This is a genomic window from Nocardioides plantarum (assembly GCF_006346395.1).
Lineage (GTDB): Bacteria > Actinomycetota > Actinomycetes > Propionibacteriales > Nocardioidaceae > Nocardioides > Nocardioides plantarum.
Map to the genome: position 1 here is coordinate 1,408,876 of NZ_VDMS01000001.1, position 24,565 is coordinate 1,433,440.

Annotated in this window: 26 protein-coding genes; 1 reads left to right on the forward strand and 25 read right to left on the reverse strand. The window is 68.1% G+C overall.

What is annotated here, in order from left to right:
* Window positions 1-15: 15 nt before the first annotated feature.
* From FJQ56_RS06620 to FJQ56_RS06645, 6 genes are all read right to left on the reverse strand, one after another.
* A complete protein-coding gene (locus FJQ56_RS06620; protein WP_140008345.1) occupies window positions 16-1,116 on the reverse strand; it encodes a hypothetical protein in 1,101 nt (366 codons plus the stop codon).
* A 334-nt stretch (window positions 1,117-1,450) separates the two neighbouring features.
* Window positions 1,451-2,278 (reverse strand): glycosyltransferase family 2 protein, encoded by an 828-nt coding sequence (locus tag FJQ56_RS06625; RefSeq protein WP_140008346.1) that lies wholly within the window; start codon window positions 2,276-2,278, stop codon window positions 1,451-1,453.
* 147 nt (window positions 2,279-2,425) lie between these two features.
* Window positions 2,426-3,826 (reverse strand): hypothetical protein, encoded by a 1,401-nt coding sequence (locus FJQ56_RS06630; RefSeq protein WP_140008347.1) that lies wholly within the window; start codon window positions 3,824-3,826, stop codon window positions 2,426-2,428.
* Window positions 3,823-4,893: a glycosyltransferase family 4 protein gene (locus tag FJQ56_RS06635; protein ID WP_140008348.1), complete on the reverse strand. Its 1,071-nt coding sequence runs from the start codon at window positions 4,891-4,893 to the stop codon at window positions 3,823-3,825. Before FJQ56_RS06635 ends, FJQ56_RS06630 begins: the two co-directional genes overlap by 4 nt.
* Window positions 4,890-6,071 (reverse strand): glycosyltransferase family 4 protein, encoded by a 1,182-nt coding sequence (locus FJQ56_RS06640; RefSeq protein WP_170215288.1) that lies wholly within the window; start codon window positions 6,069-6,071, stop codon window positions 4,890-4,892. The genes FJQ56_RS06635 and FJQ56_RS06640 overlap by 4 nt, the downstream gene beginning before the upstream one ends.
* On the reverse strand, window positions 6,068-7,159 hold the full coding sequence (locus FJQ56_RS06645) for a glycosyltransferase family 4 protein (protein WP_211350769.1): 1,092 nt from the start codon (window positions 7,157-7,159) through the stop codon (window positions 6,068-6,070). Before FJQ56_RS06645 ends, FJQ56_RS06640 begins: the two co-directional genes overlap by 4 nt.
* A gap of 52 nt (window positions 7,160-7,211) precedes the next feature.
* Between FJQ56_RS06645 and FJQ56_RS06650 the strand changes: the two genes are divergently transcribed.
* Window positions 7,212-8,150 (forward strand): glycosyltransferase family 2 protein, encoded by a 939-nt coding sequence (locus FJQ56_RS06650; protein WP_170215289.1) that lies wholly within the window; start codon window positions 7,212-7,214, stop codon window positions 8,148-8,150.
* 63 nt (window positions 8,151-8,213) lie between these two features.
* Here FJQ56_RS06650 and FJQ56_RS06655 read toward each other — a convergent pair whose 3' ends face one another.
* The 19 genes from FJQ56_RS06655 to FJQ56_RS06740 form a co-directional block, all read right to left on the reverse strand.
* Window positions 8,214-9,338 (reverse strand): polysaccharide biosynthesis protein, encoded by a 1,125-nt coding sequence (locus tag FJQ56_RS06655; protein ID WP_140008351.1) that lies wholly within the window; start codon window positions 9,336-9,338, stop codon window positions 8,214-8,216.
* Between the two features lie 137 nt (window positions 9,339-9,475).
* A complete protein-coding gene (locus FJQ56_RS06660) occupies window positions 9,476-10,408 on the reverse strand; it encodes an NAD-dependent epimerase/dehydratase family protein (protein ID WP_246084116.1) in 933 nt (310 codons plus the stop codon).
* On the reverse strand, window positions 10,395-11,405 hold the full coding sequence (locus tag FJQ56_RS06665; RefSeq protein ID WP_140009735.1) for a GDP-mannose 4,6-dehydratase: 1,011 nt from the start codon (window positions 11,403-11,405) through the stop codon (window positions 10,395-10,397). Before FJQ56_RS06665 ends, FJQ56_RS06660 begins: the two co-directional genes overlap by 14 nt.
* Window positions 11,405-12,574, reverse strand: coding sequence for a glycosyltransferase (locus FJQ56_RS06670; protein WP_140008353.1), 1,170 nt, complete (start codon window positions 12,572-12,574; stop codon window positions 11,405-11,407). The genes FJQ56_RS06665 and FJQ56_RS06670 overlap by 1 nt, the downstream gene beginning before the upstream one ends.
* Before the next feature lie 70 nt (window positions 12,575-12,644).
* On the reverse strand, window positions 12,645-14,384 hold the full coding sequence (locus tag FJQ56_RS06675) for a DUF4012 domain-containing protein (RefSeq protein ID WP_140008354.1): 1,740 nt from the start codon (window positions 14,382-14,384) through the stop codon (window positions 12,645-12,647).
* Between the two features lie 71 nt (window positions 14,385-14,455).
* Window positions 14,456-14,872, reverse strand: coding sequence for a hypothetical protein (locus tag FJQ56_RS06680; RefSeq protein WP_140008355.1), 417 nt, complete (start codon window positions 14,870-14,872; stop codon window positions 14,456-14,458).
* A gap of 141 nt (window positions 14,873-15,013) precedes the next feature.
* The gene (locus FJQ56_RS06685; RefSeq protein WP_246084018.1) at window positions 15,014-15,526 is read right to left on the reverse strand and encodes a Fur family transcriptional regulator; all 513 of its coding nucleotides are present in this window, start codon (window positions 15,524-15,526) and stop codon (window positions 15,014-15,016) included.
* A complete protein-coding gene (locus FJQ56_RS06690) occupies window positions 15,519-16,010 on the reverse strand; it encodes a heme-binding beta-barrel domain-containing protein (RefSeq protein WP_140008356.1) in 492 nt (163 codons plus the stop codon). Before FJQ56_RS06690 ends, FJQ56_RS06685 begins: the two co-directional genes overlap by 8 nt.
* A 9-nt stretch (window positions 16,011-16,019) precedes the next feature.
* Window positions 16,020-16,859 (reverse strand): beta-keto acid cleavage family enzyme, encoded by an 840-nt coding sequence (locus FJQ56_RS06695; RefSeq protein WP_140008357.1) that lies wholly within the window; start codon window positions 16,857-16,859, stop codon window positions 16,020-16,022.
* Window positions 16,860-17,533: 674 nt separating this feature from the next.
* Window positions 17,534-18,709 carry an acyltransferase family protein gene (locus FJQ56_RS06700; RefSeq protein ID WP_170215291.1) on the reverse strand — a complete coding sequence of 392 codons (1,176 nt, stop codon included), beginning with the start codon at window positions 18,707-18,709 and terminating at the stop codon, window positions 17,534-17,536.
* A gap of 287 nt (window positions 18,710-18,996) precedes the next feature.
* A complete protein-coding gene (locus tag FJQ56_RS06705) occupies window positions 18,997-19,719 on the reverse strand; it encodes an FkbM family methyltransferase (protein ID WP_140008359.1) in 723 nt (240 codons plus the stop codon).
* A 125-nt stretch (window positions 19,720-19,844) separates the two neighbouring features.
* Window positions 19,845-20,237, reverse strand: coding sequence for a hypothetical protein (locus tag FJQ56_RS06710; protein WP_140008360.1), 393 nt, complete (start codon window positions 20,235-20,237; stop codon window positions 19,845-19,847).
* 183 nt (window positions 20,238-20,420) lie between these two features.
* Window positions 20,421-20,720 (reverse strand): DUF1416 domain-containing protein, encoded by a 300-nt coding sequence (locus FJQ56_RS06715; RefSeq protein ID WP_140008361.1) that lies wholly within the window; start codon window positions 20,718-20,720, stop codon window positions 20,421-20,423.
* A complete protein-coding gene (locus FJQ56_RS06720) occupies window positions 20,720-21,574 on the reverse strand; it encodes a sulfurtransferase (RefSeq protein ID WP_140008362.1) in 855 nt (284 codons plus the stop codon). The genes FJQ56_RS06715 and FJQ56_RS06720 overlap by 1 nt, the downstream gene beginning before the upstream one ends.
* Before the next feature lie 30 nt (window positions 21,575-21,604).
* Window positions 21,605-22,051 carry a DUF4395 domain-containing protein gene (locus tag FJQ56_RS06725; protein ID WP_140008363.1) on the reverse strand — a complete coding sequence of 149 codons (447 nt, stop codon included), beginning with the start codon at window positions 22,049-22,051 and terminating at the stop codon, window positions 21,605-21,607.
* A gap of 252 nt (window positions 22,052-22,303) precedes the next feature.
* The gene (locus FJQ56_RS06730; protein ID WP_140008364.1) at window positions 22,304-23,203 is read right to left on the reverse strand and encodes a nucleotidyltransferase family protein; all 900 of its coding nucleotides are present in this window, start codon (window positions 23,201-23,203) and stop codon (window positions 22,304-22,306) included.
* Complete coding sequence (locus FJQ56_RS22030) at window positions 23,200-23,382, reverse strand: PqqD family protein (protein ID WP_170215292.1); 183 nt, start codon at window positions 23,380-23,382, stop codon at window positions 23,200-23,202. The genes FJQ56_RS06730 and FJQ56_RS22030 overlap by 4 nt, the downstream gene beginning before the upstream one ends.
* 89 nt (window positions 23,383-23,471) lie before the next feature.
* On the reverse strand, window positions 23,472-23,735 hold the full coding sequence (locus FJQ56_RS22035; protein ID WP_170215293.1) for a PqqD family peptide modification chaperone: 264 nt from the start codon (window positions 23,733-23,735) through the stop codon (window positions 23,472-23,474).
* The gene (locus FJQ56_RS06740; protein WP_140008366.1) at window positions 23,732-24,556 is read right to left on the reverse strand and encodes an ATP-binding protein; all 825 of its coding nucleotides are present in this window, start codon (window positions 24,554-24,556) and stop codon (window positions 23,732-23,734) included. The genes FJQ56_RS22035 and FJQ56_RS06740 overlap by 4 nt, the downstream gene beginning before the upstream one ends.
* Window positions 24,557-24,565: the final 9 nt, after the last annotated feature.

The window sequence follows — 24,565 nt, forward strand, 5'->3', positions numbered from 1 at the left end:
GCGTTCGAGCTGCCGTCAGGCGGTCGAGTAGACCGTCAGGTCATCGATACCGAAGGTGTCGCGGTTGCCGGAGCCCGTGGTGGCGGCCAGGGTGACCACACGCACGAAGATGGCCTGTCCGGTCGGCGGCGTGAGGTCGTCGAACGCGGCCGGTAGCGAGTACTGCTGCGCCACGTTGAAGTCTGCCGTCGTGTCGGTAGGCGTGATGGTGCCGAGCAGGACAGGAGTCCCGACGATCGCACCGGTCGCGGTGGTGTAGGTCCCGGCCTCGACACGCCAGACGGTGGTTCGGGGGCCGTTGCTCAGCAGCTGCGAACGGAACGCAGCGACGAGGGACGCCCGGCCGGCCGTGTTGGCGATCGTCAGGAAGAACGCCGCACTCGGATCACCGAAGCCGCCCGACTGGCGCACGCCGACGGCCCGGTTGGTCGAGGCGGCCTGGACGGTGCCGGTGCTGGCGGACGTGAGGCCCGTGGCAGAGGCGGAGTTCTTGAACGCGCCGGCCGTGTCGGCCCAGGCCGTGGCCGCCGTGGTGAAGGTTGCTGCGGTGCCCACGCTGGATGCGGTGGCGCCCGAGCGGCCGGTGAAGCCGGTCGGGAGCCCGCTGGCGATGCCGTTGAAGTCCGACGCGAAGATCGCAGCGCGGTAGGTGAACGTCCACACGACCTGGAGCGACGGGTCCGAGAGATCGGTGGCAGCGACGGTGTACGTCGCCCCGTCGGCGGGCTTCGTCGCCCCGAACTGCAGCACGGCCGTCGCCTGCCCGCTGGCGTCGGTCGCCGCGGACGTCGGCACGAACGTGAGCCAGGTCGTCGACTCCCCACTCGTCGCCGAGACCGAGAAGGCGATGTTCCGTCCCTGCACACCGCCGGCACTGTTGGTCACCGCGACGGTGAAGCTCTGAGTAGCCGTGGTCGGGTTCACCACGAACGACGGCGAGACCGGAGCGACACGGGCGATGACGTCGCCGCTCGCCGCGAACGCAGGGGCGGCAGAGACGACGGCGATGGTGGGAGCTGCCCACGCCGCCGTACCGACGACGGCGCGTCGGCTGATGGTCCGATGCCCGGGCCGGCTCGAGCGCGGCTGCGTGTCGAGCTCGGACCGGTCGACCATGTGGTGCTCCTTCGGGGAGGGGAGGCATCTCGAATGAGCGCTCGGGAACAGTACCCACGGCCAGGCCCGACTCGACGGATTCCCTGCCCTGGCGGCAGATGGGAGCCAAGAATTAACGCGGCCGACACCTCTGCGTTTCTCCTGGCGATCGGGCGGCCCACGATTGACTCCGACAGCGGACGACGTCGGCGACTCCGAGCAGCACTCCGACGTGATCATCAGCAACCGACATGCTGGCGCGCTCGGTGACGTGGTCCGCCAGGGCTACACGCGTGACCACGTCGGGCGCGGTTGGTTCTTGTCGTGCAGGTGCCCCTGAGATCGGCGACAGGGACTACGCGGACCGCTTCGACTGATCCCAGTACGCGCGGGCCTGGGTCAACGCGCTGAGTCCACGACGAAGACCCTGCTTGCTCTTCACACTGTGAGCGAGGTGATGAGCAGAAGCCACGGTTGCGAAGGCGGCAGCCTTGGCCGGTCGCCCCTCGTACGTCCGGTAGGCACGGTAGGTCAGGTAGAGCCGCGACGAGGCCAAGACCTGCGCATAGTCGTCGCGGTTCGACGAGGCTGGGTGGTGCTCGTTCCAGAGCAGGTCGTTGTACTCGATGCGATATCCCGCCTTGAGCGCTTGGCGCGAGATATCGATCTCCTCGTACCCGTAACGAATTCGGTCGTCGAATCTGACGTGGTCGAACAACGAAGCCGGGAACACGGTGGCATTGATGACGATCGACTTGAATTCACCGCTGGGGTCCACGCGTTGAAACCCCAGGAAGTCGGCGTTGTGCGGCGTCACCTTGCGAGGCGACGTGCTCGCAAAATTCAATTCCCAGCCGGTCATCACCGTATTGGGCTTGGTCGATGACGAGACGGACTCACGCACGAATTCATTGGAGACAATGACGTCGTCATCGACGAACGCGACAAGGTCGCCCGTCGCCAAGTCAAGGACAGAGTTGCGGTTGGGCCCCAAGCCGCGCCGCGGTCCCACTTGGTAGGTCGCTCCGAATCGTCTGGCCACTGCCTCTGCTGAACCGTCGCCGTCGTCGCTCACGAGCAGTTCGTGCGGCTGGACGGTGCCACGCCGTACACTATCGAGAGCAACGGCCAGCTCATCTGGCCTGTTCATGGTGCAAATGCAGAGGCTCAGCCTGTTGGCCATCGCTCAAACCTAGTGCATCGCATTGCCACCCGTGGTGTTGTCGACGAATGTCTTGGTCGCCAGCGCAGCTTCTTTCCGAGCCCGTTAGACGTAGCCTCTACCGTCGTGGAGGGGGCGACTTGGAACCTCTATTCGACCTGGGTGCTGTCAACGAGGCTGGGTGGGTACCCCTAGATCCACGGCACCATCGGTTGCGGCGCGCCGGGGCCTGGGGACGACAGCTCCCAGCGCCCACCCGAGTACGACGCTGGCGACGAGGCCGGACGTTGTGGCGAATATGTTTGCGGCCATAAGGAAGACGAGCAGGTACACCGTCACCCCGCTCAGTCCCATCTTGGCCACGGAGGCTCGGTCCGTCCTGGGCGGGGATGACAGGACCGACCGGACGATCGCGATGAAGACGACCGTGAACGCCAACGCCATCAGGGGGCCGAAGCTCACCAGGAGGTCGATCCAGGAGTTGTCCAGCGATCGAACCCGTGCGCCGCTCACCTGGAGCCCTGTCCCCAACGGACGAGCGAGTCCGTCGCCGACGTCGGACAGGAGACCCAGGCGCGCGTTGAGCGAACGGTCGCTACCGCTGTTGGCAATGGAGTACCGATCCGCGTCGAACACCGTCGAGTCACTGGTCGTGAATCTCGTCAACAGTGCACGCACTCCGACCACGAACGACGCCCCTAGGACCGCGGTCCACAGCAGGACAGCGACGTTGCGGTACTGGTAGGCCATGTAGATGAGCGCCACCAGGGCAGCGATGAGTGCCGTCCGCACGCCGGTGAAGAACAGCGTGCCCACCATCAGGCTGGCCAGACCGACGTTGAACATCCGCATCGCGACACTGTGTGACCCGACGACCCCGTAGACGCTGGTCACCAGGCAGGCGCCGAGGACCATCGCGAAAAGCCCCGGCGACTCCGAGGCCCCGAAGACACGAACCAGCAGTGGCTCGGGCGACCCGACACTGTTGAGCCCGGACCGGATCATCCACAACCGGTCCCAGCCGGGGAGGAAGAAGAACTGGTACAGGCCGTACAGGGCCAGCAGTCCTCCGACGATGGGAGCGGACCGGAAGACGCTCGGCCAGAGGTTGGGTAGGCGGCCTCGGGCAGCACTCCACATAGCCAAGAAGGCGGCGGACTGGATCCCCGCCGCATAGACCCCAGCAAGTGAGGGTCTGGCGACGACCACGACCGACAGGACTGGCAAGGCGACGAGGACCGAGAACGCCAGGTTGAGCGTCGTCGAGAGTGGCGCGGGTTCATCGTCCTTGTCGGAGGTGATCAGGACGAGGACCAGTAGCAGGATCGGAACCAGCACCAGAGGGTCGTAGTCGATCCGACCAGGAGAGATCAGACGCCGGATCAAGCCGAGGACGCAGACCAGCAAGATCATGACGCCGAGCACGGCCCGTCGGGGCAGCAGCATGATGGCGATCACGAGGATGCAGGCCATGATGACCGTGACCTGCGCGCGTACGGCCAACAGCCCCATGAGCACGGCCAGCAGGCCTGCGGCCATGACCATCGACGCGGTTGCTGTGCGGTTCATCTCGCACCGGCGTCTCGGGCGAGCTCGCGGTAGAAGGCGACAAGACGGCTCGCAGATCCTTCTCGTTCCATCGTCGCGACCAGTTGGCGGGCGGCGCCACGTTCGTCGTTCGCCAGGTCGGGCGGGTTGGTGAGGGCTCGTTGCACGGCCTGAGCGAGCTCCTCGGCGGAGTCCTCAACGACGAGAGGCAGGCCGTGTGAACCTTCGCCGGCGATGTAGTTGCTTCCAGGATTCGACAGGGCCACCACTCGGGTCGAGTGCGCCAAGGCCTCCAGGATGGGGATGCCGAAGCCCTCGTACGTCGACGGACTGATCAGGATCCAGGCGCTCGTGACGAGAGCGGCGACCTCACGATCGTCCAGTCCGGCGTGGTGCTCTACCCAGGGAGCCCAGTTGGCGGCGTCATCCTGCGGGCCGACCACGATCAACCGCGGAGACTGTGGCGAACGGTCGCGCAGGTCGCCCACGATCTTCTCCGCGAGCCAACCTTGCTTTCGCCCCTGATGAGCGCCGATGAAGGCCACCGTGGGTTGCGAGGACTTCCGTGCGCCTTCGACCAGTTCCGGAGCGACGAACGGCGGCATCACCGCGTGACAGTCGAACCAGTCGGCGGATTCTGGTGCTATGCCGATACGAAGGTCACTCCTTTGCTTGGAGATCCACTCCGTGCCAGCCAGCACCACGTGGTTCAGCCGCCGCAAGCCCGTCGAGCTCATCGCCTCGCCCCACGACGTTCCGTAGAACGACCTCACCAACGGAGCTTGGTGTCGCAGCGCCCAATCGTCCCCATGAGAATGGACCACGTCCGGCGCGGTCTCTCGCACCAGCTTGCGGGCCAGTACCGCTGCTGCGTAGTACCGACCGAGACGGCTCGTCGGAAGCGACATCTCCACGAACTCGACCCCGTCGATCGGACGCGGGTTGGGACCGGAGACGACGGTCAGTCGCACCTCTCTCGAGATCTCACCACCCAGACGATGCGTGTATCGACCCACCCCGCCGACGTGCTTGTCGATCGTGGGCCATTCCAGGCACAGCCACGTGACACGAAGAGCCTCGTCCTTCATGGTCTGCTCCCGTTGTCGACGGCGCGGGTGACCCCGCGGGCGGAACCATCAGCGACACGGCCGAGCCACCGAGCCATCCGCGGGCTCAGGATCTCCGCCTCGTAGCTACGCGCGCGGGCTGCGCCCGCCTCCTGCATCGCACGTCGGGCTGCGGGCTCCATGGTCAACGCCGTCTCCAGCTTCGCCGCCAGGTCGTCGACGTCATCGGCGCGCGCCAGCCAGCCCGTGACCCCATGCTCGATTGTCTCGGCCGGCCCGCCGGGCTTGCAAGCAACGACGACGCAGCCCGCGGCGAGTCCTTCGATGACGACCGCGCCGAACGGCTCGGGAAGTCTTGACGAGTGGAGGAGAACGTCTGCACCGAGCAAGAGTCCCCGGGGATCTTCCTGATGCCCGAGCATGCGGACTCGATGTCCGAGATCGAGGTCCTCGATGGTCGACTGGAGCGAGTCACGGTAGGCGTCCTCACCGAACAAGGCCTCTCCCACGATCCAGAGCTCAGCGTCATGAGTGGCCTGGATCGCCGCGAACGCGCGTAGCCCCACGTCTTGGCCCTTCCACTCGGCGAGGCGGCCCAGCAGCACGACGCGTTGGACTCCGTCGAGGCGCGGCTCGCGATCACGCTCGTCGAAGCCGAGACTGGGTGGGACCACGAGCACCGGACGGCGCCCCGAGTGCACGGTGGCTCGAGTCGCCTCGCTGTTGACGATGATGGCGTCAGTCAATCGAGGTAGCAGGCGACCGAACACCCACGAAGCCTGGCGTCCGAGGTAAGCAGGGGTCAGGAGGTCGTGGACACTCCAGACGAACGGGATGCCGAGACCCGCGGTGGCGACCCGACCATAGATCGCGGCGCGCAGGCTGCGGGCGACCACGACGTCGGGGGCGACGGAGCGTAGGGGTTGCCGTAGCCCCGCGCCGTACCGGACGAGGTCGATCCCGGCCCGCACCCGAGCGCGGATCCGAGATCCCCGACGGACCCCGGTGGAGCCAGCCTTGGTGGACTCGACCACGTGACAGTCGACACCGATCGCCTCCAGACGACTGCTGATCTCACCGGGCGCTCCGAGGAAGACCACTGCCTCGTCGTGGGCGGGCCACGCCTCCAAGGCACGCACCAGTGCGAGCTCCGCACCGGAGGCGACCGATGAGTGGATCAGGAAGGCCGTCTTGGTCACGCGAGGAGCGTCTCGTACTCGCGCACGTGTCGAGCCGCGACCAGCTTCCAGTCGAAGCGCTCCGCATGACGGCGGCACGACGCAGGATCAGGGACGACGCCACCCAGGGCGCTCAGAATTCGGCCGGCCAGCGCGTCCTCGTCCTCAGGAGGAACGACGAGGGACCCGTCGAGACCCTCGACGGCGTCGGGGAGACCCCCCACCCGGCTGACGATCGGCGCGCGACCGCTGGCCAATGACTCGAGCGCGATCAGTCCGAATCCCTCCAGACTGCGCGTCGGTATGACCGTCAGTTCGCTCTGCTCGTACCGATCGGCCAGCCCGGCGTCATCGAGCCGTCCGTGGAAAGTGACGTGGGTGTCGAGGTCGAGTGTCTCGACCAGCTCACGTAGCGCCGCCCCCTCCGTGCCCACACCGACGATGTCCAGGTGGGGCACCGAAGCAGTGTCGGAGCCACTGTCGACGACCATCCTCCACGCGCGGATGAGGACGTCGATCCCCATCCGCCGTTCGAGGCGCCGCACGCACAGCACGGACTTCGGGCCCCGGTCCCGCTCTTCTCGGATCGGAGCCACCCTGAAGCGCTCCAGATTGACCCCCGGCGGGATGACGACGACCCTCGCGGCATCGAATCCGAACTCGTGGACCAGGATCTCGCCGAACTCCTTGCACAAGACCACCGCCAGCCGTGCGCCTCGATATCGGCCACGCTCGAAGGCACGCTTCGCGGCAACCAACATCTCGGCTTGGCCAGCAGTCTTGCTCTCCAAGGACCACGGTCCCTGGAAATGGATGACCGGTGTCGAACCGGATCTCTCCACCGAGCGCGCGCCATGACCGTAGAGAGCGAAGTGCCGGTCGACGATCCCCCCCGGCTCCACCTTGGTCCGGGTCGAAGCCCAGACTCGCTTCGGCAACGAGCGGGGCACGCCCCACGATGATCCGTCTCCCGCGGGGTCACCGAAAGCATGGGCAGAGACCTGCACGCCGTTCGTGGCGGCGAGGGCGAGGTAGAGGTCCTCGAAGTATCTGTTCAGCCCACCGGGACGTGTCCTGAACCATTCAGAGCCCGCCATTTGAACCCTCATGCGCTTCGCCCCTCATTGCGCCACCACATGGCGCGGCTACTACTGTGACTGCGTGTTCTTTACCGCTGCGGTATGTAGCGTGGGCAGGCCGTCTGAACTCACCCGGAGCCTTGAGTCGCTGCAGGCTCAAGCCAGGCTCCCGGACGACATCCTAGTCGTAGCCCAGGCAGGCGATATGCCGACTCGGGAGGCCGCAGACAGGGCCGGAGTCCGAGTCGTACTGGTGGAGCATCCCGGCCTTGCGCTCGCTGTGCAGACGGGCCTCGACAACGCTCGCCCCGGACTCGTGGCGTTCCTCGACGACGACGCTGTCGCCGACCCGACGTGGGCTGACCGCATAGAACAGGCCTTTGCGGCGGCTCCCCGGCTAGGGGCCCTGGGCGGGCGGGACAACGTCGATGGCGACCGGGATGCGGGAGACGAGTCCCTGGAGGTGGGACTCGTCAGACGGTCTGGACGCGTTGTCGGGAACCACCACCTGGGGCACGGTCAGATCCGCGAGGCTTGGACCGTCAAGGGCGCCAACATGGCGTTTCGCACCGAGGCGGCGTCCGGCTTGCCGCTAGCTCGGCTGGTCCATGGTCAAGGTGCGCAGTACCGCAACGAGCTGATCCTCACCGCGCTGGTCCGTCGCCGAGGCTGGGATGTCGCTTACGACCCCCGCGTCCAGGTCGACCACTTCCCGGCACGGCGTGCCGAGGGAGACGGCCGGCAACAGTTCACCCCGGAACGCATCCGACTCAACGTGATGAACGAGCTGGTCGCCTTCAACATCCTGTTTCCGCGGTCAGTGGGCGTCTACGTCCTCCGAACGGCGGTCGTAGGCACTCGCCTGCACCCGGGACTGGTCCATATGGCGCTCGGCGTCGCCCGAGGTGACCGAGCGGTGGTGGGCCGGACAGCAGGGACCTTTCGGGGCTTGCGCGAGTTACGCCGTACGCGGCAACTCGTCGTTCGCGCGCTTCACGACACTCGGCACGGGAGCTCTTGAAGTCCCTCGAGCCACGGTTCCGTCCAGTCGGGACTAGACCTCCTCGACGTAGGACCTCTCGACTCAAGCGCCTGTTGCCGACGGACCTACCTCCTGAGCCGACTTCTGTTGCAGGAACCGGTGCACAGCAAGGCGAACGGCGTTGGCCACGACCGTCAGGCCGGCCATCGACAGCGCGGAGATGTCATCCAGCTCGTGAAGTGCCCAAGCGCCCAGTACCAGCGTCAGCAGGAACGAACCCGACGCTACCGGCAGGGACTTGGCACGCTGGTTGAGACTTGCCAGGTACACGCGCCACTGCCACTGATCTGACAACGCCTGGGTGAAAACAAGGACCGCGACCACTTGGTACAGCGAGGAGAAGTCCGGACCGAAGACGTCTTCTCCGAACACCCATACGCCCGCGACCATCCCACCGCCCAGGCCAAGGGAGAACAGCAGGAGAACCCGCGAGTGGCGTCGTGCATATGAGGCGTCGCCGCGCCGGCGCCCGTAGGCAATCACGTTCAAGGCCTGACCGACTCCACCCGTGATGGACGAGCAAGTCGTGGCCACGGCGTACAGCCCGAGCATCTCGGTGCTTCCCAGGGACGCCAGCACCAACTGGTCACCGCGGCCGCCGACGCTGTCGAATGCCGTGCCGAACCAGTAGCTCAGCGAGAAGCTCCAGGGGACTCTTGCCGGCCTCGACCACTCCGTTCTCCGCGGGCTCAGGTATCCCATTCCCAGCAGGGTCGCAGCCAGAGTGGCTGCGACCGTCACGGCGAGTGCGCTGTTGAGAGTCAGCCGCGACGCGAAGTGGAGCGGCACCATCGCGAGTGAGGGAATGACGAGCGACACGAAGCGGATCGAGTTCCACACGCGCAGGCTGCCGTTGATCGCCGCGAGCTCCGATCCCAGCTGCCCGAAGCCCGAGACGATCAAGATCGCACTGGATGCACGCAACCAGTCCGTGGCGATCGGTGAGGTGTCGAGGGCAGCGGGAGCGACGACGGCGGCCACGAAGGCACTGGCAACACCCAACCCCAACAACGACCCGACAGCGCGCAGACCTACGGCTCCACCTCGCTGGGAACCGGCGGCCAAACCCCGTGGCAGCCCGAGATATCCCACCCAGCTCAAGAGCGTGATGACAATCAGAACCTCGGCGAACTCACCGCGTCCTTGCGCCCCGAGGTCCTTGGCCACCAGGGGCGCCGAGGCCAGACTGGTCAGCGCTCCGAGGTAGGTGATCCCTGAAGTCCGGATCAGTGGGCCAGCGCGGCTGGAGAGTTCGTGAAACCTCACCAGACGCGGGGACTCCAGTCCTTTGTCTTCTCGAGACTTCATCTGTCTTCGAGCGCTGCAACGAAGTCGCGAACCGTGTCCTTCAAGGCGATACTCGGGCACCAACCGGTTTCGGTACGTATGCGAGACGAATCTCCGGAGATGGACCGCGGGTCGTTCGGACGGATGCGCGACTCGTCCGTGCTCACGGTCATCGACTCCGCCCCCATGGCGTCCAGGACCATCTCCAGCACTTCGCGGCCGGACACGGGGGAACCGCTGCAGATGTTGTAGACCGACCGATCCAGCGAAGGCGCCGACACCAGGAGCCGATACGCCGACGCGACGTCCCGCACATCGGTGTAGTCGCGGGAGGTCCCAAGGTCACCGACCATCAGGCGTAGGTCCCCGTCCGCGACGGCCTTCTGGATCCCGCGAGCGAGATCGGGGATCAGGAATCCTGGAGTCTGTCCGGGTCCTGAGTGGTTGAAGGGTCGAGCGACCACGACATCCACTCCCCGCCCGCTGAAGTAGGTTCCAATGTTCTCCATCAACAGCTTGCTGACGACGTACGGCGACGTCATGCCTACTGCCGAGCTCTCCGTCAGTGGCATCGGCGATCGCGCATCGTAGACAGCCCCGGTGCTGGCGAGCACGACTCGTCCCAGCCGAGCGCCGCCCAGTGCTGCTTCGCCGAGGCGAAGCATCATTGCTCCGTTGGCTCGAAGGTACTCATCGGGTTGCTCGAACGACGCACCGACCGCGGCCAGGCCCGCGAGGTGGATCACCCCGTCGACGTCGCCCACGTCGGGCCAGGTCTGGGTCAGGTCTGCCTGCCAGTACTCGTCCAGGTCCTCGGGCTGTACCGCCGCGTCATCGCGACCGATTCCGATCACCCGATAGCCGTGCCGCCTGAGGTCTTTGGCTACGTGACCGCCGACGAACCCGTTGACGCCGGTGACAGCGATGGCGGCGGGGTTAGAACGCTCCATCACGCTTAAGCAGCTCGATGTCGTGACGGACCATCCGCTGCACGAGACCATGGAACGAGACCTCGCGCTTCCACCCGAGCACACGCTCGGCCTTGGACGGGTCGCCCAGCAGGATGTCGACCTCGGCGGGCCTCATGAACTGCGGGTCCTGCTTGACGTAGGACCTCCAGTCGGTGATGCCGACCTCGGCGAACGCGAGCGCGAGGAACTCCTCGATCGAGTGGGTCTCGCCCGTCGCTAGGACGAAGTCATCCGGGACGTCGTGCTGGAGCATCTGCCACATGCCACGCACGTAGTCCCCGGCGTAGCCCCAGTCGCGCTTGGGCCACAGGTCGCCCAGCACGACGTGGTCCTGGCGTCCCAGGTGAATCGCCGCAACGGCGTTGGTGATCTTGCGGGTCACGAACTCGAGACCTCGACGTTCGCCCTCGTGGTTGAACAGGATGCCCGTGGACACGAACATCCCGTAGCTCTCACGGTAGTTGCGTGCGATCCAGTGTGCGTAGAGCTTGGCGACCCCGTAGGGGCTGCGCGGGTGGAACAGGGAGTCCTCGTTGTAGCCCGCGCCGGGTCGGTTGTAGTCCAGTCCGCCGAACATCTCAGACGTGGACGCTTGGTAGAACCGAGCCTTCTCGGCCATCCCGGTCACACGAACGGCTTCGAGGAGGTTCAGCACCCCCTTGGCGGTGATGTCCGCAGTCAGCTGCGGGTTGCGGAAGGAGTAGCCGACGTGACTGATCGCGCCCAGGTTGTAGATCTCGTGCGGCTCTGACGTCAGCATCGCCTGGATCAGCGAGGTCTGGTCCGTCAGGTCGGCCTCGATCATGTTGACGTAGGGGAACTCTGCCTCCAACGCCTCCTTGCGAGCGTTGCGCTGACCGCGGATGAGTCCGAAGACCTCGTACCCCTTGTCGTGCAGCAGCTCGGTCAGGTGGCCTCCGTCCTGACCGGTGATGCCGGTCACGAGGGCGCGTCGTGTGTCAGTCACGTCGCCCATCATGCCGCTGGACCCGAGTGCGTGGGTCGTGGACGCCACAGACCGAGTACGTAGTTGGTCACGGTGGCGGCGAATCGCGACTCCGAGAATTCCGCCGCGCGCGCCGCCAACACGGCCGGATCCCATGGGCGAGCCAGCGTCTCGTCGACAGCGGAGGCAATGAGCAGCGGCTCGGGTCGGTCGAAGAACACGCCGGTCCGTCCTTCCACCACCGTGTCGAGGAACCCACCCCACCTGAGGACGACCGAGGGCTTGCCGTAGGCGGCGGCCTCGATCGGGGTCAGGCCGAAGTCCTCGTGGGAGGCCGCGACCAGCGCGGTGCACCGACGGTAGACGAGGTCCATCTCGCTGTCCGACAAGCCTTCGAGCAGCGTCACGTTGGGCGTGGCGAGGTGGCGCAGCTCGTCCTTCTGTGGCCCAGCACCCACGACGACCAGGTTGAGGTGCGGGCGATCGGCGAACGCGGCCAGGATCTCCTGGACGTTCTTGTAGGGCAGCAGGCGTGAGACGACGAGGAAGTAGTCGGCCGGAAGGGTCGAGCCGAGCATCGGCTCGTCCCCACCGCGCGAGCCGACGTCGACGCTGTGCGGAGCCGGCACGACGGGCGCCTCGATCCCGTACGTCCGCTTCAGTCGATCCTGGGTGACGGTCGAGATCGCCAGGTACTGGTCCACGCTGGCCGCCGCGCGCCGGTCCCAGAGCCTCAGCGCCGGTCCCATCGCCCGGAGACCGGCCACGGTCGACCGCGAGGGCGTGTCTCCCAGGTAGCGCTCGGACTCGTAGAGCCATCGTGCCGGCGAGTAGCAGTAGACGAGCTTGCGCCCCCGGGTCCGGAACCCGTGCGCCCACCCGCTGCTGCTGGCGATCACGACGTCAGCGTCGATCCGGATGCTGGACGCCGCGAGCGGCAGTGCGGGAAGCGCCGCGCGGTGGTGACGCCTCAGCGGCGCCACCCGGTTGAGCCACGAGGTCCTGACGTCGATGTCACGGAACTCGGGATAGGTGGAGTCCGGGTCGTAGAGGGTCGTGTAGACGGGAGCGTCGGGGAAGGCGCGAGCGAGGGCGAGGACGACCCGTTCGGCGCCACCGCGCTGGGTCAGGTAGTCATGCGCGATCGCGACACGGGGACGGTCTGCTGCGCCGACTGGGTCGGGCTCGGGCCAGGTCACCAGCGGTCCTCCGAGATCTTGGTGGGTGTGCCGACCTGATGACCGGCGGCTGAAAGGTTGAGGGCGGTCGTCAGCACGCAGACGCGAAGACTCCACCGACTCGTCCGGGGGTGACCTTCGGCGTGGCCGTGAGCTCTCCCGCCTCGTCCTGGCCGGGTCCTCCCGTCATCTTCCACGTCAGGTCGACGTCCTTGGAGCCGTCGGTGACGAGCGTCAGGGTGATCACCTGACGGCCGTCGATCGTGGCGACGGTGAACCTCGGCATCTCCACGCCGTCGACGAACACCGACCCGAGCTTGCCGCCGTAAGGCGCGTAGAGCCGGACCTGCACCTGCTGGGACCCGACCTTCACGCCGAGGTCACCACCGCCGGTGATGTAGTCGGGCAGCTTGGCGGCATCGGCGGCCGAGATGGTCTGTCGGATGCTCATCGTGCCTGCGAGGTCCTGAACGCCGTTCGTGCAGGCCGTGGCACGGACCTCGGTGTCGTAGTCGAGGTAGTAGGACATCTTGGACCCGGTGGCGTCGTTGACGGTCACGTCGACGTGCGGGGTGGCGCCGTCGTCACCACTGAGCTCGCCGGCGATCCGGGTACCCCGGATCTTCGAGGTCAGGCCGTCCTCGAACGAGGCCACCATCAGCCTGCGCTCGTCGACCGCCTGGTCGACGGCCTTGACCAGCTCGGTCGGCGACGTGACGCCGGTCGTCACCGCGCCGAAGATCCGGGCCGCGACGCTGGTGAAGACCTCGTCCTGCTTCCGCGGGTCGTCGACGTCGAGATAGACCTGGTTGAGCATCAGCTGGACGACGGTCTCGGGCGTCAAGGTGTAGCCGTCGGACGTGACCGGGCCGGTCCCGCGCAGCAGGTAGGAGAGTCCGACGGTGTCGAGCGTCAGCACACCGTCGAGATCGGTCTGGGGGTACTTCGACGTCCAGAAGGCGTCGAACAGCTCGGCGGCCCGGGGGAAGTCGGGCACCATCACCGGGTCCTGGAAGTAGCGGGCGATGACGTCGCCGTAGACCGCGTTCTCCTCCTTCGAGACCGGAGCCACCGGCGCCGCGCTCACGCCGAAGTCGCTGGCGTCGCCCTGCTCCTTCAGCTCGAGGCGCCCGTTCTCGGTGTGGAGCCGAGCCCAGGAGCCGGACAGCCCACCGGTGGATCGGATCTCCGCGTTGTTCTGGAAGATCAGCAGGTAGTCGCGCGGCCCATCGGCTCCCAACATGGTCGGTGCCACCTCGGATGCGGTCCGGGCCGAGTGGAGCGCATCGGCGGTCTCGGACACGAGGTCGACGTAGTCGTCGTAACGGCTGCGCAGTGCGCCGACGTAGTCGGCACTGTCCTCGTCGGCCACCTCGGCCAGCGCCTTCTGCATCGAGGTGTCGGCGGTCGCCACGCGCCGGGACACGGACTCGAGACCGTCCAGGTCGACCCGACCGTCTGCGACCAGCCCGTCGACGTCGTCGGTGAGCCCGACGAGACCGGGTGCTGCGCCTTCGGCGATCTCGTCGAGGGAGGCACTCAGAGCCCGCACACCCCCCAGGTCGTCTCCGTAGACCGGGACGACGGTCAACGCCCGCCACCACAGCCCGCCGGTGTGGTCCTTCGCCGACCCCGCCGCGTCCTGCAGGTCGTCGAGGGCTCGCTGGGCGCCGGGGTCGTCACCGGCCTCCACTGCCGCCCGGAGGGCACGGGCGTCGGCCTCGGCGGCCCGTAGGTCGCGTTGGGCGGCGTACAGGAGCCAGGCGGTGTAGGCGGCTGCGGCGATGACCAACACGACGAGCGCAGCGATGACACGGCGGCGAGTCAGCACGATGAGGGTCCCTGAGACATGACTCGACCCCGGGGCGGGCGACGCCCCGGGGCCGTGTCAGATGGAGATGGCTACTTGATCACCAGCGAGCGAGCCTGCGACGAGTCCCGGAACACGGTGCCGTAAGCCCGGTTGTAGGTGAAGCGGATCGTGTACTTGCCCTTGGCGAGGTTGCCGGTCGAGAACGTGGCCCGCGCCGAGTTGCTGTACAGCCGGGTCACAGTCTTCGTCTGGGACTTGACGACCTTCGAGGTGGCGTACTTGGTGATGACGAACTTCACCGTGCCCTTCGGGGAGGTGTTGCCCGCGGAGCGGACCGTCACCGCGTAGACCACGGTGTTGCTGTCGCTGCGGACCCCGGTCGACGTCGTCTGGGTCGTGACGCAGTTGGTGTAGGGGCAGGACGCGGTGGCGGGCCGGGGGGTGAAGGCCACCAGCCCAGCGATGGCGAGGAACGCGGCCAGGAGGCCGACGACGATGCGCTTCAAGGGAGACTCCAAGTGGGCGGGACCGGGGCCGGTCGAGTGGGGGGTCAAACACTGAGTGAATCACACTCTGCGCCACCGGGAAGTCGAATGTCTCAGGGTGCCGGACTCGAGGGTAAATATCTGGTAAACCCTCGCCGCGGTCTAGACCGTGTCGAGGCCGCACGAGCGGCACTGGCCGAAGACCGTCAGGTGCCCGACGTCGGCGACGAAGCCGAGCTCGCTACTGAGTCGCTCGGTGAGCGCAGCGGCGACATCGGCGTCGACCGAGACCACCTCACCGCACGCACGGCACTTGAGGTGGAAGTGCTCGTGACCGGCGACCGAGTGGTAGGTCGGGGCCCGGTCGGAGAGGTGGGCATGACGCACGAGGCCGAGGTCCTCGAGGACCTCGAGGGTGCGGTAGACCGTGGAGGCGTTGACCGAGGAGACCTGTGCCTGCACGTGGGCCAGGACCTCGTCGGGGGTCGCGTGACCGAGCTCGTTGATCGCGCCGAGGATGAGCTCGCGCTGGGGGGTCAGTCGGTAGCCCTTGGCTCTGAGCTCGGCGCGCCAGTCGGTGGTGGTGCGGGGTTTGTCGGCTGCGGGGGTCTCGAGGCTCGGCCGTGGCCGGCCTCGCACCTCGACCGACGTGGGGTCTGACGTGGAGTCAGACACGCTGGAGTCGGGCCCAGAGGTGGGGCTGGAGCTCCTGGCCCATGGCCTCCATGTCGTAGGCGTAGAGCAGGTCGCCCTCGACGTTGCCGTAGAGGCGGTGGCCCGCGGTGACCTCCTTGGCGGTCTCGGTGTAGCCGACCCCCGCCGTGTGAAGCTCCATCTTGCCGGCGTCCGCGACGCCGTACCAGATCTCGGTGAAGCCGGTGTTGTGCGACAGCACCAGCTCGAGCTTGCCCTCGGGCAGGCAGCGCAGGAAGCCGGTCTCCTGCGCCGCCTCGCGGACCTTGTTGCCCTCGGCGTCGAGGATCCAGGAGCGCGAGAAGTAGTGGAAGAACGGGCGGCCGTCCTGCTGGAAGACCAGCTCCTGGCCGAACTCGTAGGCGTCGATCGTCGGGTAGTCGCCGTGGCCGTTGCCCTGCCAGGTGCCGAGCAACCAGACCACCGGTCCGCAGAGGGGGTGGAGGTTCTCGGGGATGTTGAGCATGGGTCGATCCTAGGCGGGACGGGTGCCGAGGAGGGTGCGCGCCTCGGTGGGGGTCATCGGGCGCCGTTGGGCGAGCTCGCCCATGGCGACGGCCCGCTCGACCAGCTGGCGGTTGCTCTGCACCGGTACGCCGCGCGAGAGCGTCAGGACGTCCTCCATCCCGACCCGGAGGTGGCCGCCCTTGCTCAGCGCGGCGAGGCCGACGGCCAGGGTGGTGCGGCCGATGCCGGTCGCGCCCCACGAGGTGACTTCCGGGGGAAGCGCCGCAACGCCGGCGACGAGCGCATCGGCGGTGCCGGGCATGCCGCCGGGCACGCCCATCACGAAGTCGCAGTGGACCTTGCCGCCGTAGGGCAGGCCGTGGGTCTTGAGCAGCCGGGTCAACGAGGCGACGTGGCCGAGGTCGAAGAGCTCGAACTCCGGCACGACCTCGCGCTCCTGGCTGAGCTGGTAGAGGTCGCTGATGAACGGCCACGGGTTGCTGAAGACGTCGTCGCCGAAGTTGGTGGTGCCCATGGTCAGGCTGCAGGAGTCGGGGGCCGCGTCGAGCACCTTGAGCCGCTGGTCGAGGGGGTCGTGGACCGAGCCGCCGGTCGAGAGCTGGACGACGAGGTCGGTGGCCTCGTGCAGGGCCGCGACGGTGTCGGCCAGGCGCTGGCCGTCGAGGCTCGGGGCGTGGTCGTCGTCGCGGATGTGGACGTGGATCATCGCAGCGCCGGCGGCCTCGCACTCCTGCGCGGCGGTGACCAGCTCGGCCAGGGTGGTGGGCAGCTGGGGGCAGTCGGCTTTGCTGGTCTCGGCGCCGGTGGGCGCGACGGTGACGAGCAGAGCTTCGGCGGGGACGTGCATGTCGGCATCGTGCCATCCGCCGCGTTGCTAGCCGGGAATGGTGTCGGCTCCTGCGCGCGATACGCGGCCAGGTGGCGGCGCAGGTACCGCTGGTTGAAGGCGCCCTTGCCCCCCTCGGCAGGACCGGATCGGGCCTCCTCGTAGCCACCTTCGCCTCCGCGGCGCCAACGTGACCTCGTCGAGGACCGGCGACGCGGCCCATCACACACACCGCCAGTACCTCGTCAGTGGCCTCCCCCGGCCGTCAACGGATTCCGCCTGAGCGGCGCCAACCCGTCGGCCCTTTGATGTCAGGACGGCTACCTGAGCTACCAGGCACGGTCGGTGTCTGCCGCGCGAGGCTGGGCGGCATCCAGGCATTCACGATCGTCGGCGCCGTCAGTCGGGTCGCCAGCACACCGGTGACGACGGGGCTGGGAAACTCGGCCGTCACGGCGTCCGCTGCCCCAGTGGGCAGCAGTCATCGGCCGTCTGATCGCAGCGGGTTGATCACGCCTAAGTTCGTCCTCGGGCCAGGCCGGGGTCGGCACGGGGCCGACGTGGGACCTTAGTGTCGAGCCGCCCGATGGGTTGAAGGCCGCCCGCGTGGACCCCGCATGACGGGGCGTGTTCCTGGAACGAGCCTGTATGTCCAGGAAGGGACAGCGGTCGTACGGGTTGGGTCGCCAAGTAGCTCAACGCTCGACTGCAGTTCCAGTCCTGGCCTTCGTCTTCACCCACCGTCTGACACGGTCAGTCTGAGCCTCGGTGGCCTGCCCGATGACCCACGCAGCAGCCATGAGCATGGCGACTGTCAGAAGAAGAAGTCCGTAGCTCGCGACAGATGGCAAGAATCGGTCATCCGAATCGGGAAGAGCAATCGCAGCGCCCAGGAGCAGCAGCGGGGCGTGCACCACGTACAGGGTGAAGGACACGGCGGAGTAGCGCGCGATCGGCGCAACAGCCGCTCGGGTCCGGCCGCGCTCGGCGAAGTCGGTGCTGAACGCCGCGAGCAACCCAACCGTCGCGAGAGTGATGAGCCCAACCGCGACGGCGACGGGCACGCGGCCGCTCTCACTGGTCGCCAACGTCGCTGCCAGAACGCACACCGCCGCCATCCGCAGAACTGTCCTCGCCGAGGGACTCAGCCGATCAACCGACTCGCGGACCAGGCCGGGCCGCACCGCCAAGGCAGCACCCGCAAGCCAGACCGCGAAGTAGAGCACGATGTCGCGGCCCACAAAGACGCCGACCACCACCAGCGCGGCCGCGGCCAAGACACGTTGAACCGGGCGCCGGCCGACGGCAACGATCAGCAGCAACGGGAACGCCACGTAATACCAGAACTCGTAGGTCAGCGACCAGAGCGGCGAGTTCGTGCCGAAGGTGTCAGTCAGGATCCTCTGGGTGAAGAACAAGTTGCCGAGGGCGTCAAGAACCGACGATCGCTCCCTGAGGTCTGTTGGTGCCAGGTCGTGGTAGGCGGGATCGCCCGTGTATGTGCCGGCTTCCCCGAACCAGGTGAGTCCGATAGCGACGCAGATAGCGGTCAACACCAGAGCGGGAAGCAGCACGACCCAGAGCCGGACAAGGCGCTGAATCGCGTAGTTCACCCAGGAGAAGCGGTCACGACGAAACGCTGCGATAACCGAGCCCCCCACCCAGTAGCCGCTCAAGACGAAGAAAATGATGACCGCTTCGTTGCCGAGAGAGGTCGCAAAGTAGATCACCGCGGCGATGGGCCCGCCAGCGGTGTCGTCGTAGTCACGGAACAGGACAGCGCGGACGTGCTCCAAGACCACCAAGACTGCCGCCGCGACTCGTAGTGCGTCCATGGCAACGTTCTCGTTCGCCTGCTTCCCGGGAACCATGACCGGGACCCTAATCCAAAGCGATCGTGGCGAACGCCGGACTGGGAACCGACTCCTATGTGCCGGGAGCGCTAAATCGCCCGTGATCTGTTCGCCCGCCACCCCGGGCTTCGCCACCAACGAAGCGTGTAACTCGAAAGCCGCGGACGACGCGGACCATGGGTGAGAACCGGACCGACCTCTACTGCCGGCCGCCGACGGTCGTGCTGCGCGAGTGGGACGCGCCGATGTCATTCAACGCGGTACCGGCACCACATGGCTCTGCTCGGTCCGCCGACACATCCCCCTCAGGAGGCCCGGAAGAGGAAGTTGTTCGCGTATCGCGGGGAGTCGGTCGGGATCGGGGTCTGGTGCCGGTCGGGATCGAAGCTCGACAGCGGCCGAAACTGCCCTTCCGCCATGTACAACGCGTCCGAGTAGTCGAGGCTCGCGAACAGGTCGGCGATACGGGCGATGCCGCCCGGGTTGTGGCGCTCCTCGATCTCGATGAAGACCGCCGGACGACTGTCGCGGATGGTCTGCATCGCCCCGCGCAGGAGAGCCTCCTCGTGTCCCTCGACGTCGATCTTGAGGAACCCGACACCGTTCAGGTTGAACGAGTCCAACGTCCTGGTGGGCACGTCCACCACCTCGGTCTCCCGGCCTAGCTCGTGGAGACTCGCCTCCCCGTTGCCGGTGGCGGGGATGTGCAGCTGGGCGGTCCCGCGGGCATCCGAGAGAGCGACGTTGTGGCAAGTGACGTTGCCGGGCGCACTGGCGCGCAAGCGATCGAACACTCGCGGCTGCGGCTCGAAGGCGTGGACCGTCGCTGCGTTCCGAGCGATCCAATAGGCGTACAACCCCGCGTTCGCACCAGCGTCCACGGCAACGCATCCCTGGGGGACCATGTCCACCAGCACCCGCGCGGGCGCGTGCAGTCCGAAGAGCGCGCGTCTGTTCTTCTCGGCACGGAGTCGCATGGCGATGCGCGGGGGGATGGCGTCCTGCACCCGCTCCCTGATGGGGGTCATGCACCGAGACCCTATCGTCGCGACGCTTGATGGTCCGGAGTTCGGCCAGCCACCGTCGAGCCTCGAATTCGACCGCTCGCTCGGTGTGGGACCTCCCTTGCGAGCAGCTGCTGCGACCGGCCTCCTCAACCGACGTTCTTGAGGACGACCACGGCGACGGTGATGGCCATCGCGACCCAGAAGATCCGCCACTGCCACGTCGAGCTACGCGACCGGGCTCGTGGCGGGGGCGGGTCCGTGGGGGCGGTGCGGTCCTCGAGATCGAGCCAGGGCGGCGCCATCCGCAGGCCCTTCCAGTCCTCGAGCAGGGCGCTCGCGTGGCTCCGGTCCATCTCGACCAGGGGGTGTGGGTCCGAGGCCGGTCGGCCGGTAACGAGGTCCCACCCGCCCCGGCGCAGATCGAGGCGCTCCCACCACCAGTCGTCGCGCTCGACGTACGTCGCGCGGTAGAGCGCCAGCGGGAGGCGGCCCCAGGGGTCCTCGCCCTCGGGGATCACCGCGTAGTAGCGAGGCTCCATCTCCCCCATGAAACACGTCGACCCGTCAGCAATGGCTGACGGGTCGACGAGGGGGTCTCGACAAGCTCGACCACCGAGGGTGAAGCTCGACCACCGAGGGGGCAGTGGTCGTCCGGGTCTCGACAAGCTCGACCACCGAGGGTGAAGCTCGACCACCGAGGGGCGGGCTCGACCACCGAGGGGTCAGACCAGCGCGACCGTCACCTCGGCGACGCTGCCGATGGAGGCGTGCACCTGCTTGTCGACCGGGTCGGCCTTGGGGGCGAGGGTGCGCAGGGTCCACTGGCCCTCGCCGGCGAAGAACCGGAAGTGGCCGGTCGCCGAGGTGGGCACCTCGGCGGTGAACTCGCCGGTCCGGTCGAGCAGCCGGACGTAGGCGTTGCCGACGGGCTCGCCGTCACGCAGCACCTGGCCCTGGATGAGGGCCTCCTTGGCGACGTTGACGCCGTCGAGGGACAGACCGCCCTCGGTCGCGCCGCACATCAGGCGTCCGCCGAGCCGGGCTCGTCGCCCAGGGCGACCGGGACGCCGACCAGGGAGCCGTACTCGGTCCACGAGCCGTCGTAGTTCTTGACGTTGGCGTGGCCGAGCAGCTCCTTGAGCACGAACCAGGTCAGCGAGGAGCGCTCACCGATGCGGCACAGGGCGATGGTGTCCTTGGAGTCGTCGATGCCGACCTCGTCGTAGAGCGCCTTCAGCTCGTCGTCGGACTTGAAGGTGCCGTCGTCGTTGGCGTTCTTGCTCCACGGCACGTTGAGCGACGTCGGCACGTGGCCGGCGCGCTGCGCCTGCTCCTGCGGCAGGTGGGCCGGGGCCAGGAGGCGACCGGCGTACTCGTCGGGGCTGCGGACGTCGATCAGGTTCTGCACGCCGATCGCGGCGATGGCGTCGTCGCGGAACGCGCGGATCGAGGTGTCCTGCTCCTGCGCGACGTACGACGTGGCCGGACGGTCGGGGACCTCGTCGGTGAGCTCGCGGGAGTCGAGCTCCCACTTCTTGCGGCCGCCGTCGAGCAGCTTGACGTCCTTGTGGCCGTAGAGGGTGAAGTACCAGTAGGCGTAGGCGGCGAACCAGTTGTTGTTGCCGCCGTAGAGGACGACGGTGTCGTCGTTGGCGATGCCCTTGCTCGACAGCAGGGCCTCGAACTGCTGCTTGTTGACGAAGTCGCGACGGACCTGGTCCTGCAGCTCGGTCGACCAGTCGAGCTTGACGGCTCCCCGGATGTGGCCCTTGTCGTAGGCGGTGGTGTCCTCGTCGACCTCGACGAGCACGACGCCCGGGGTGTCGAGGTTGTCCTCGGCCCACTGGGCGGTGACGAGGGAGTTCTCGCGGCTCATGGTGTTGCCTTTCCTTTGACGATCAGTTGGTCAGTTGATGGCCGGGGTGGCCGTGAAGCGACGGAGCAGGAGGTAGACCTCGCAGCCCAGGCAGAACCGGAAGACGGCGTTGAGCAGGGCCGCCACGAGGGCGAAGCCGACGGCGACCAGCGCGAGGGCCTCGAGGCCGACGGCGTACCCGACGAGCCCGAGGACGGCGAACGCCAGCCCGACCGACTGCGCGAACCGCGGCGGGGCGGGGTCCTCGAGGTGGTCGGGAGCGGCGAGCCGCGGTCGCACGAGCGCGCGGAACAGCCGGGCCACGGGCGTGTGCTGGACGCCGGCCAGCGCGCCCCACGCGAAGAGCACGGCCTGCACCGCGAGCAGGACGGGCGCGACCGGGGTCGGGGTCAGCAGGACCGCGACCAGCACCACCGCGGTGAGCGCGGCGGTGAACTGCGGACCGCGGGGGTCGATCCCCTGGTCGGGTGCGGGCATGACGATCTCCTGCCGGATGGCGGTGGAGGGCTGACGGACGGGACTCCGGGGACGGAGTCGTGGCGAGGGGTCAGCGAGCGCGACACAGCGCGGAGCGCGTGCGGCAGTGGTCCACCGCGCGTCGCTTCGTCAGCCAGGTCGTCGACATGTCAGGAACAGTACGGAACCGGGCTGATTCATTCCCGCGACCGTCTCGAAGAATGGACTGCCCGTCCACCATGTGGAACTAGCCGTCGACGAACGGCGCTCCGCTCAGCGACCGAGCCGACGCAGCTCGCGCAAGGCGGCCGGCAGTGCTCGGCCCGCGCGTCGCAGCCTCGCCCAGCGTGCCGCCAGGAGCTCGCGCCCGGTCAGGTCGCGGGCGCCCCAGACCAGGTAGTGCTTGTCGTCCAGCCAGAGGGCGTGCCACAGGTACGCCGGGCGTCGCCACCAGGGCGTCCGCCTGAGTCCCACGATCCACGGGAGCACCTCGCTGGTGGTGACGCTCGAGCGCAGGCTCCAGTCGGCGAGCGGGACGACCAGCGGGACCCGGTCGGGCACGACGGTGGCCCCGGCCAGCTCGAGCCAGGGCCGCAGGGTCTCCGCGGAGCCGGTGTCGGCCGCGAGCTCGGCGAGCTCGGCCACCTGCGCGGGCGACCAGTCACGTCGTACGACGGCCGCCAGCTCCTCGACCTGCAGGCTCCGACGCTCGTCGCGCAGGTAGTGCAGCGCCGCGACGGCAGCCGCGCCCACCTCGTCGCAGGCAGCGACGTCGGTGTGGGCGACCCGTACCGACGTCCGGCGGGCCCACAGCACCTCGAACACCGCCGAGGGATCGGCGAGGAACCCGGGGAACCAGTGATGCAGGTCCAGCTCGCACGGCCACAGCTCGTGGTGGTGGTTGACCGAGTGCGCAGGGACGATGCCGGGGATGTCGTAGACCCCGTCGTCGACCCAGCCGAGCTCCGAGAGTCCCGCCTGGAGCCGCGGCATCGTGGCCGGGTCGACCAGCACGTCGATGTCGACGGAGGTGCGGGGGTCCCGCAGGCCGTGCGCCGCGAGCACCGGTCCCTTGATCGCCAGTGCCCGCACACCCAGGTCCGCCGCCAGCCGCAGGACGAGCGCGTAGCCGAGGGGGACGGCTTCGTCGAGCGTCAAGGGCGCCTCGGTCATGCCCCCTCACCCCGGGAGACGGCGCCGAGCTGCACGGCGGACTCGAGGAACCGGTGGACGTCGTCCTCGACGTCGGCCGGGCTGACGACGTAGGCCTCGGCGACCGCCTCGACCAGTGCCTCGGTGCTCTGCCCGCCGGCCAGGAGGCGCCACACCACGGCCGCGCTCCCCTCAAGCACGAGCGGGTGGTCCGCCAGCCGATCCAGCCGGAGGACGACCACACGGTCCCCGGAGTCGACCCACGCCGTGTCGCGTGCGTGCTCGACGATCACGTGGTGACCTCGGCCAGGACCCCGCACTCGACGAGGTCGCGCACCGCCGCCTGCGTGGCGGTGTGGGCGTCGCCGCCATCGGGGGCTCCGAACTCCGTGACCAGCGCCGTCACCAGGTCGTCGACCAGGGTGCCGCCGACGACGTGGCGCACCATCGAGGTCGCCAGGGTGGAGAGCACGATCACCTGGTCGTCCACCAGCACCGCCGACCGTCGCCCGTCGTCGTACCAGTCCACCCAGGCGGCGCGCTCGACCCTCACGAGGCCGTCAGCATCTCGGTGACCATGGGCCGGAGCTGGGCGGCCTCGGCGTAGTGCAGCACGCGCAGGCCGCCGGTCCGGTCGAGGAGCTCGGCCACCTGGTGCAGCGGTCGGGGCATCGCGGCCAGGGAGGAGGACTCCGGCGCCAGGCGCGCGAGCGCGTCGACCGTCTCGACGTGCTCGACCCGGCCCGCCCGGTCACCGTCGCGCACGAGGATCGCGACTCCGGCGAGGTGGCAGCGCTCCGGCGCGCGTCGCAGCCGGAGGTCGTCGAGGCTGACCTGGTCCTTGAAGCGCCCGTCCCCCACGACCGACAACGGCTTGGGGTACGTCGCCACCGAGCCGTCGGGCCGGATCGCCACGGTCTCGTCGCTGACGTAGCCCAGGTCGCGGCCCAGCACCCGGGACGCCGTCGTCTTGCCGGTGCCCGACGGCGCCACCAGGGCGACCGTCCGACCGGTCTCGGGGTCGGCCAGGCCACAGGCGTGCAGCATGAGCAGCCGACCCGCCTGGTGGGTGATCGCAGCGATGGTGACCCGCGGACTCAGGCGGTCCAGGACCTCGTCCCGTGCGGTGGAGGCGAGGTCGCCGGCGGCCCGTGCCCGCTGGACGACGGCCGGGTCGTCATCGATCACGACGCGGATAGTGGCGTCGACGGTGGCGTCGGCCGGCCCGGCGTACGGCACCAGGCACCGGGACCAGGCGTGACGGAGGTCGTCGGCCAGGTCGGCTGCGAGCGTCCCTCTCACCTCGACCCGCACCCGGGTGTCCATCGCCCTAAGATCGACGCAGATGCAGTCGTCCACGGGGTCTCCGGTCACCTCGGGATC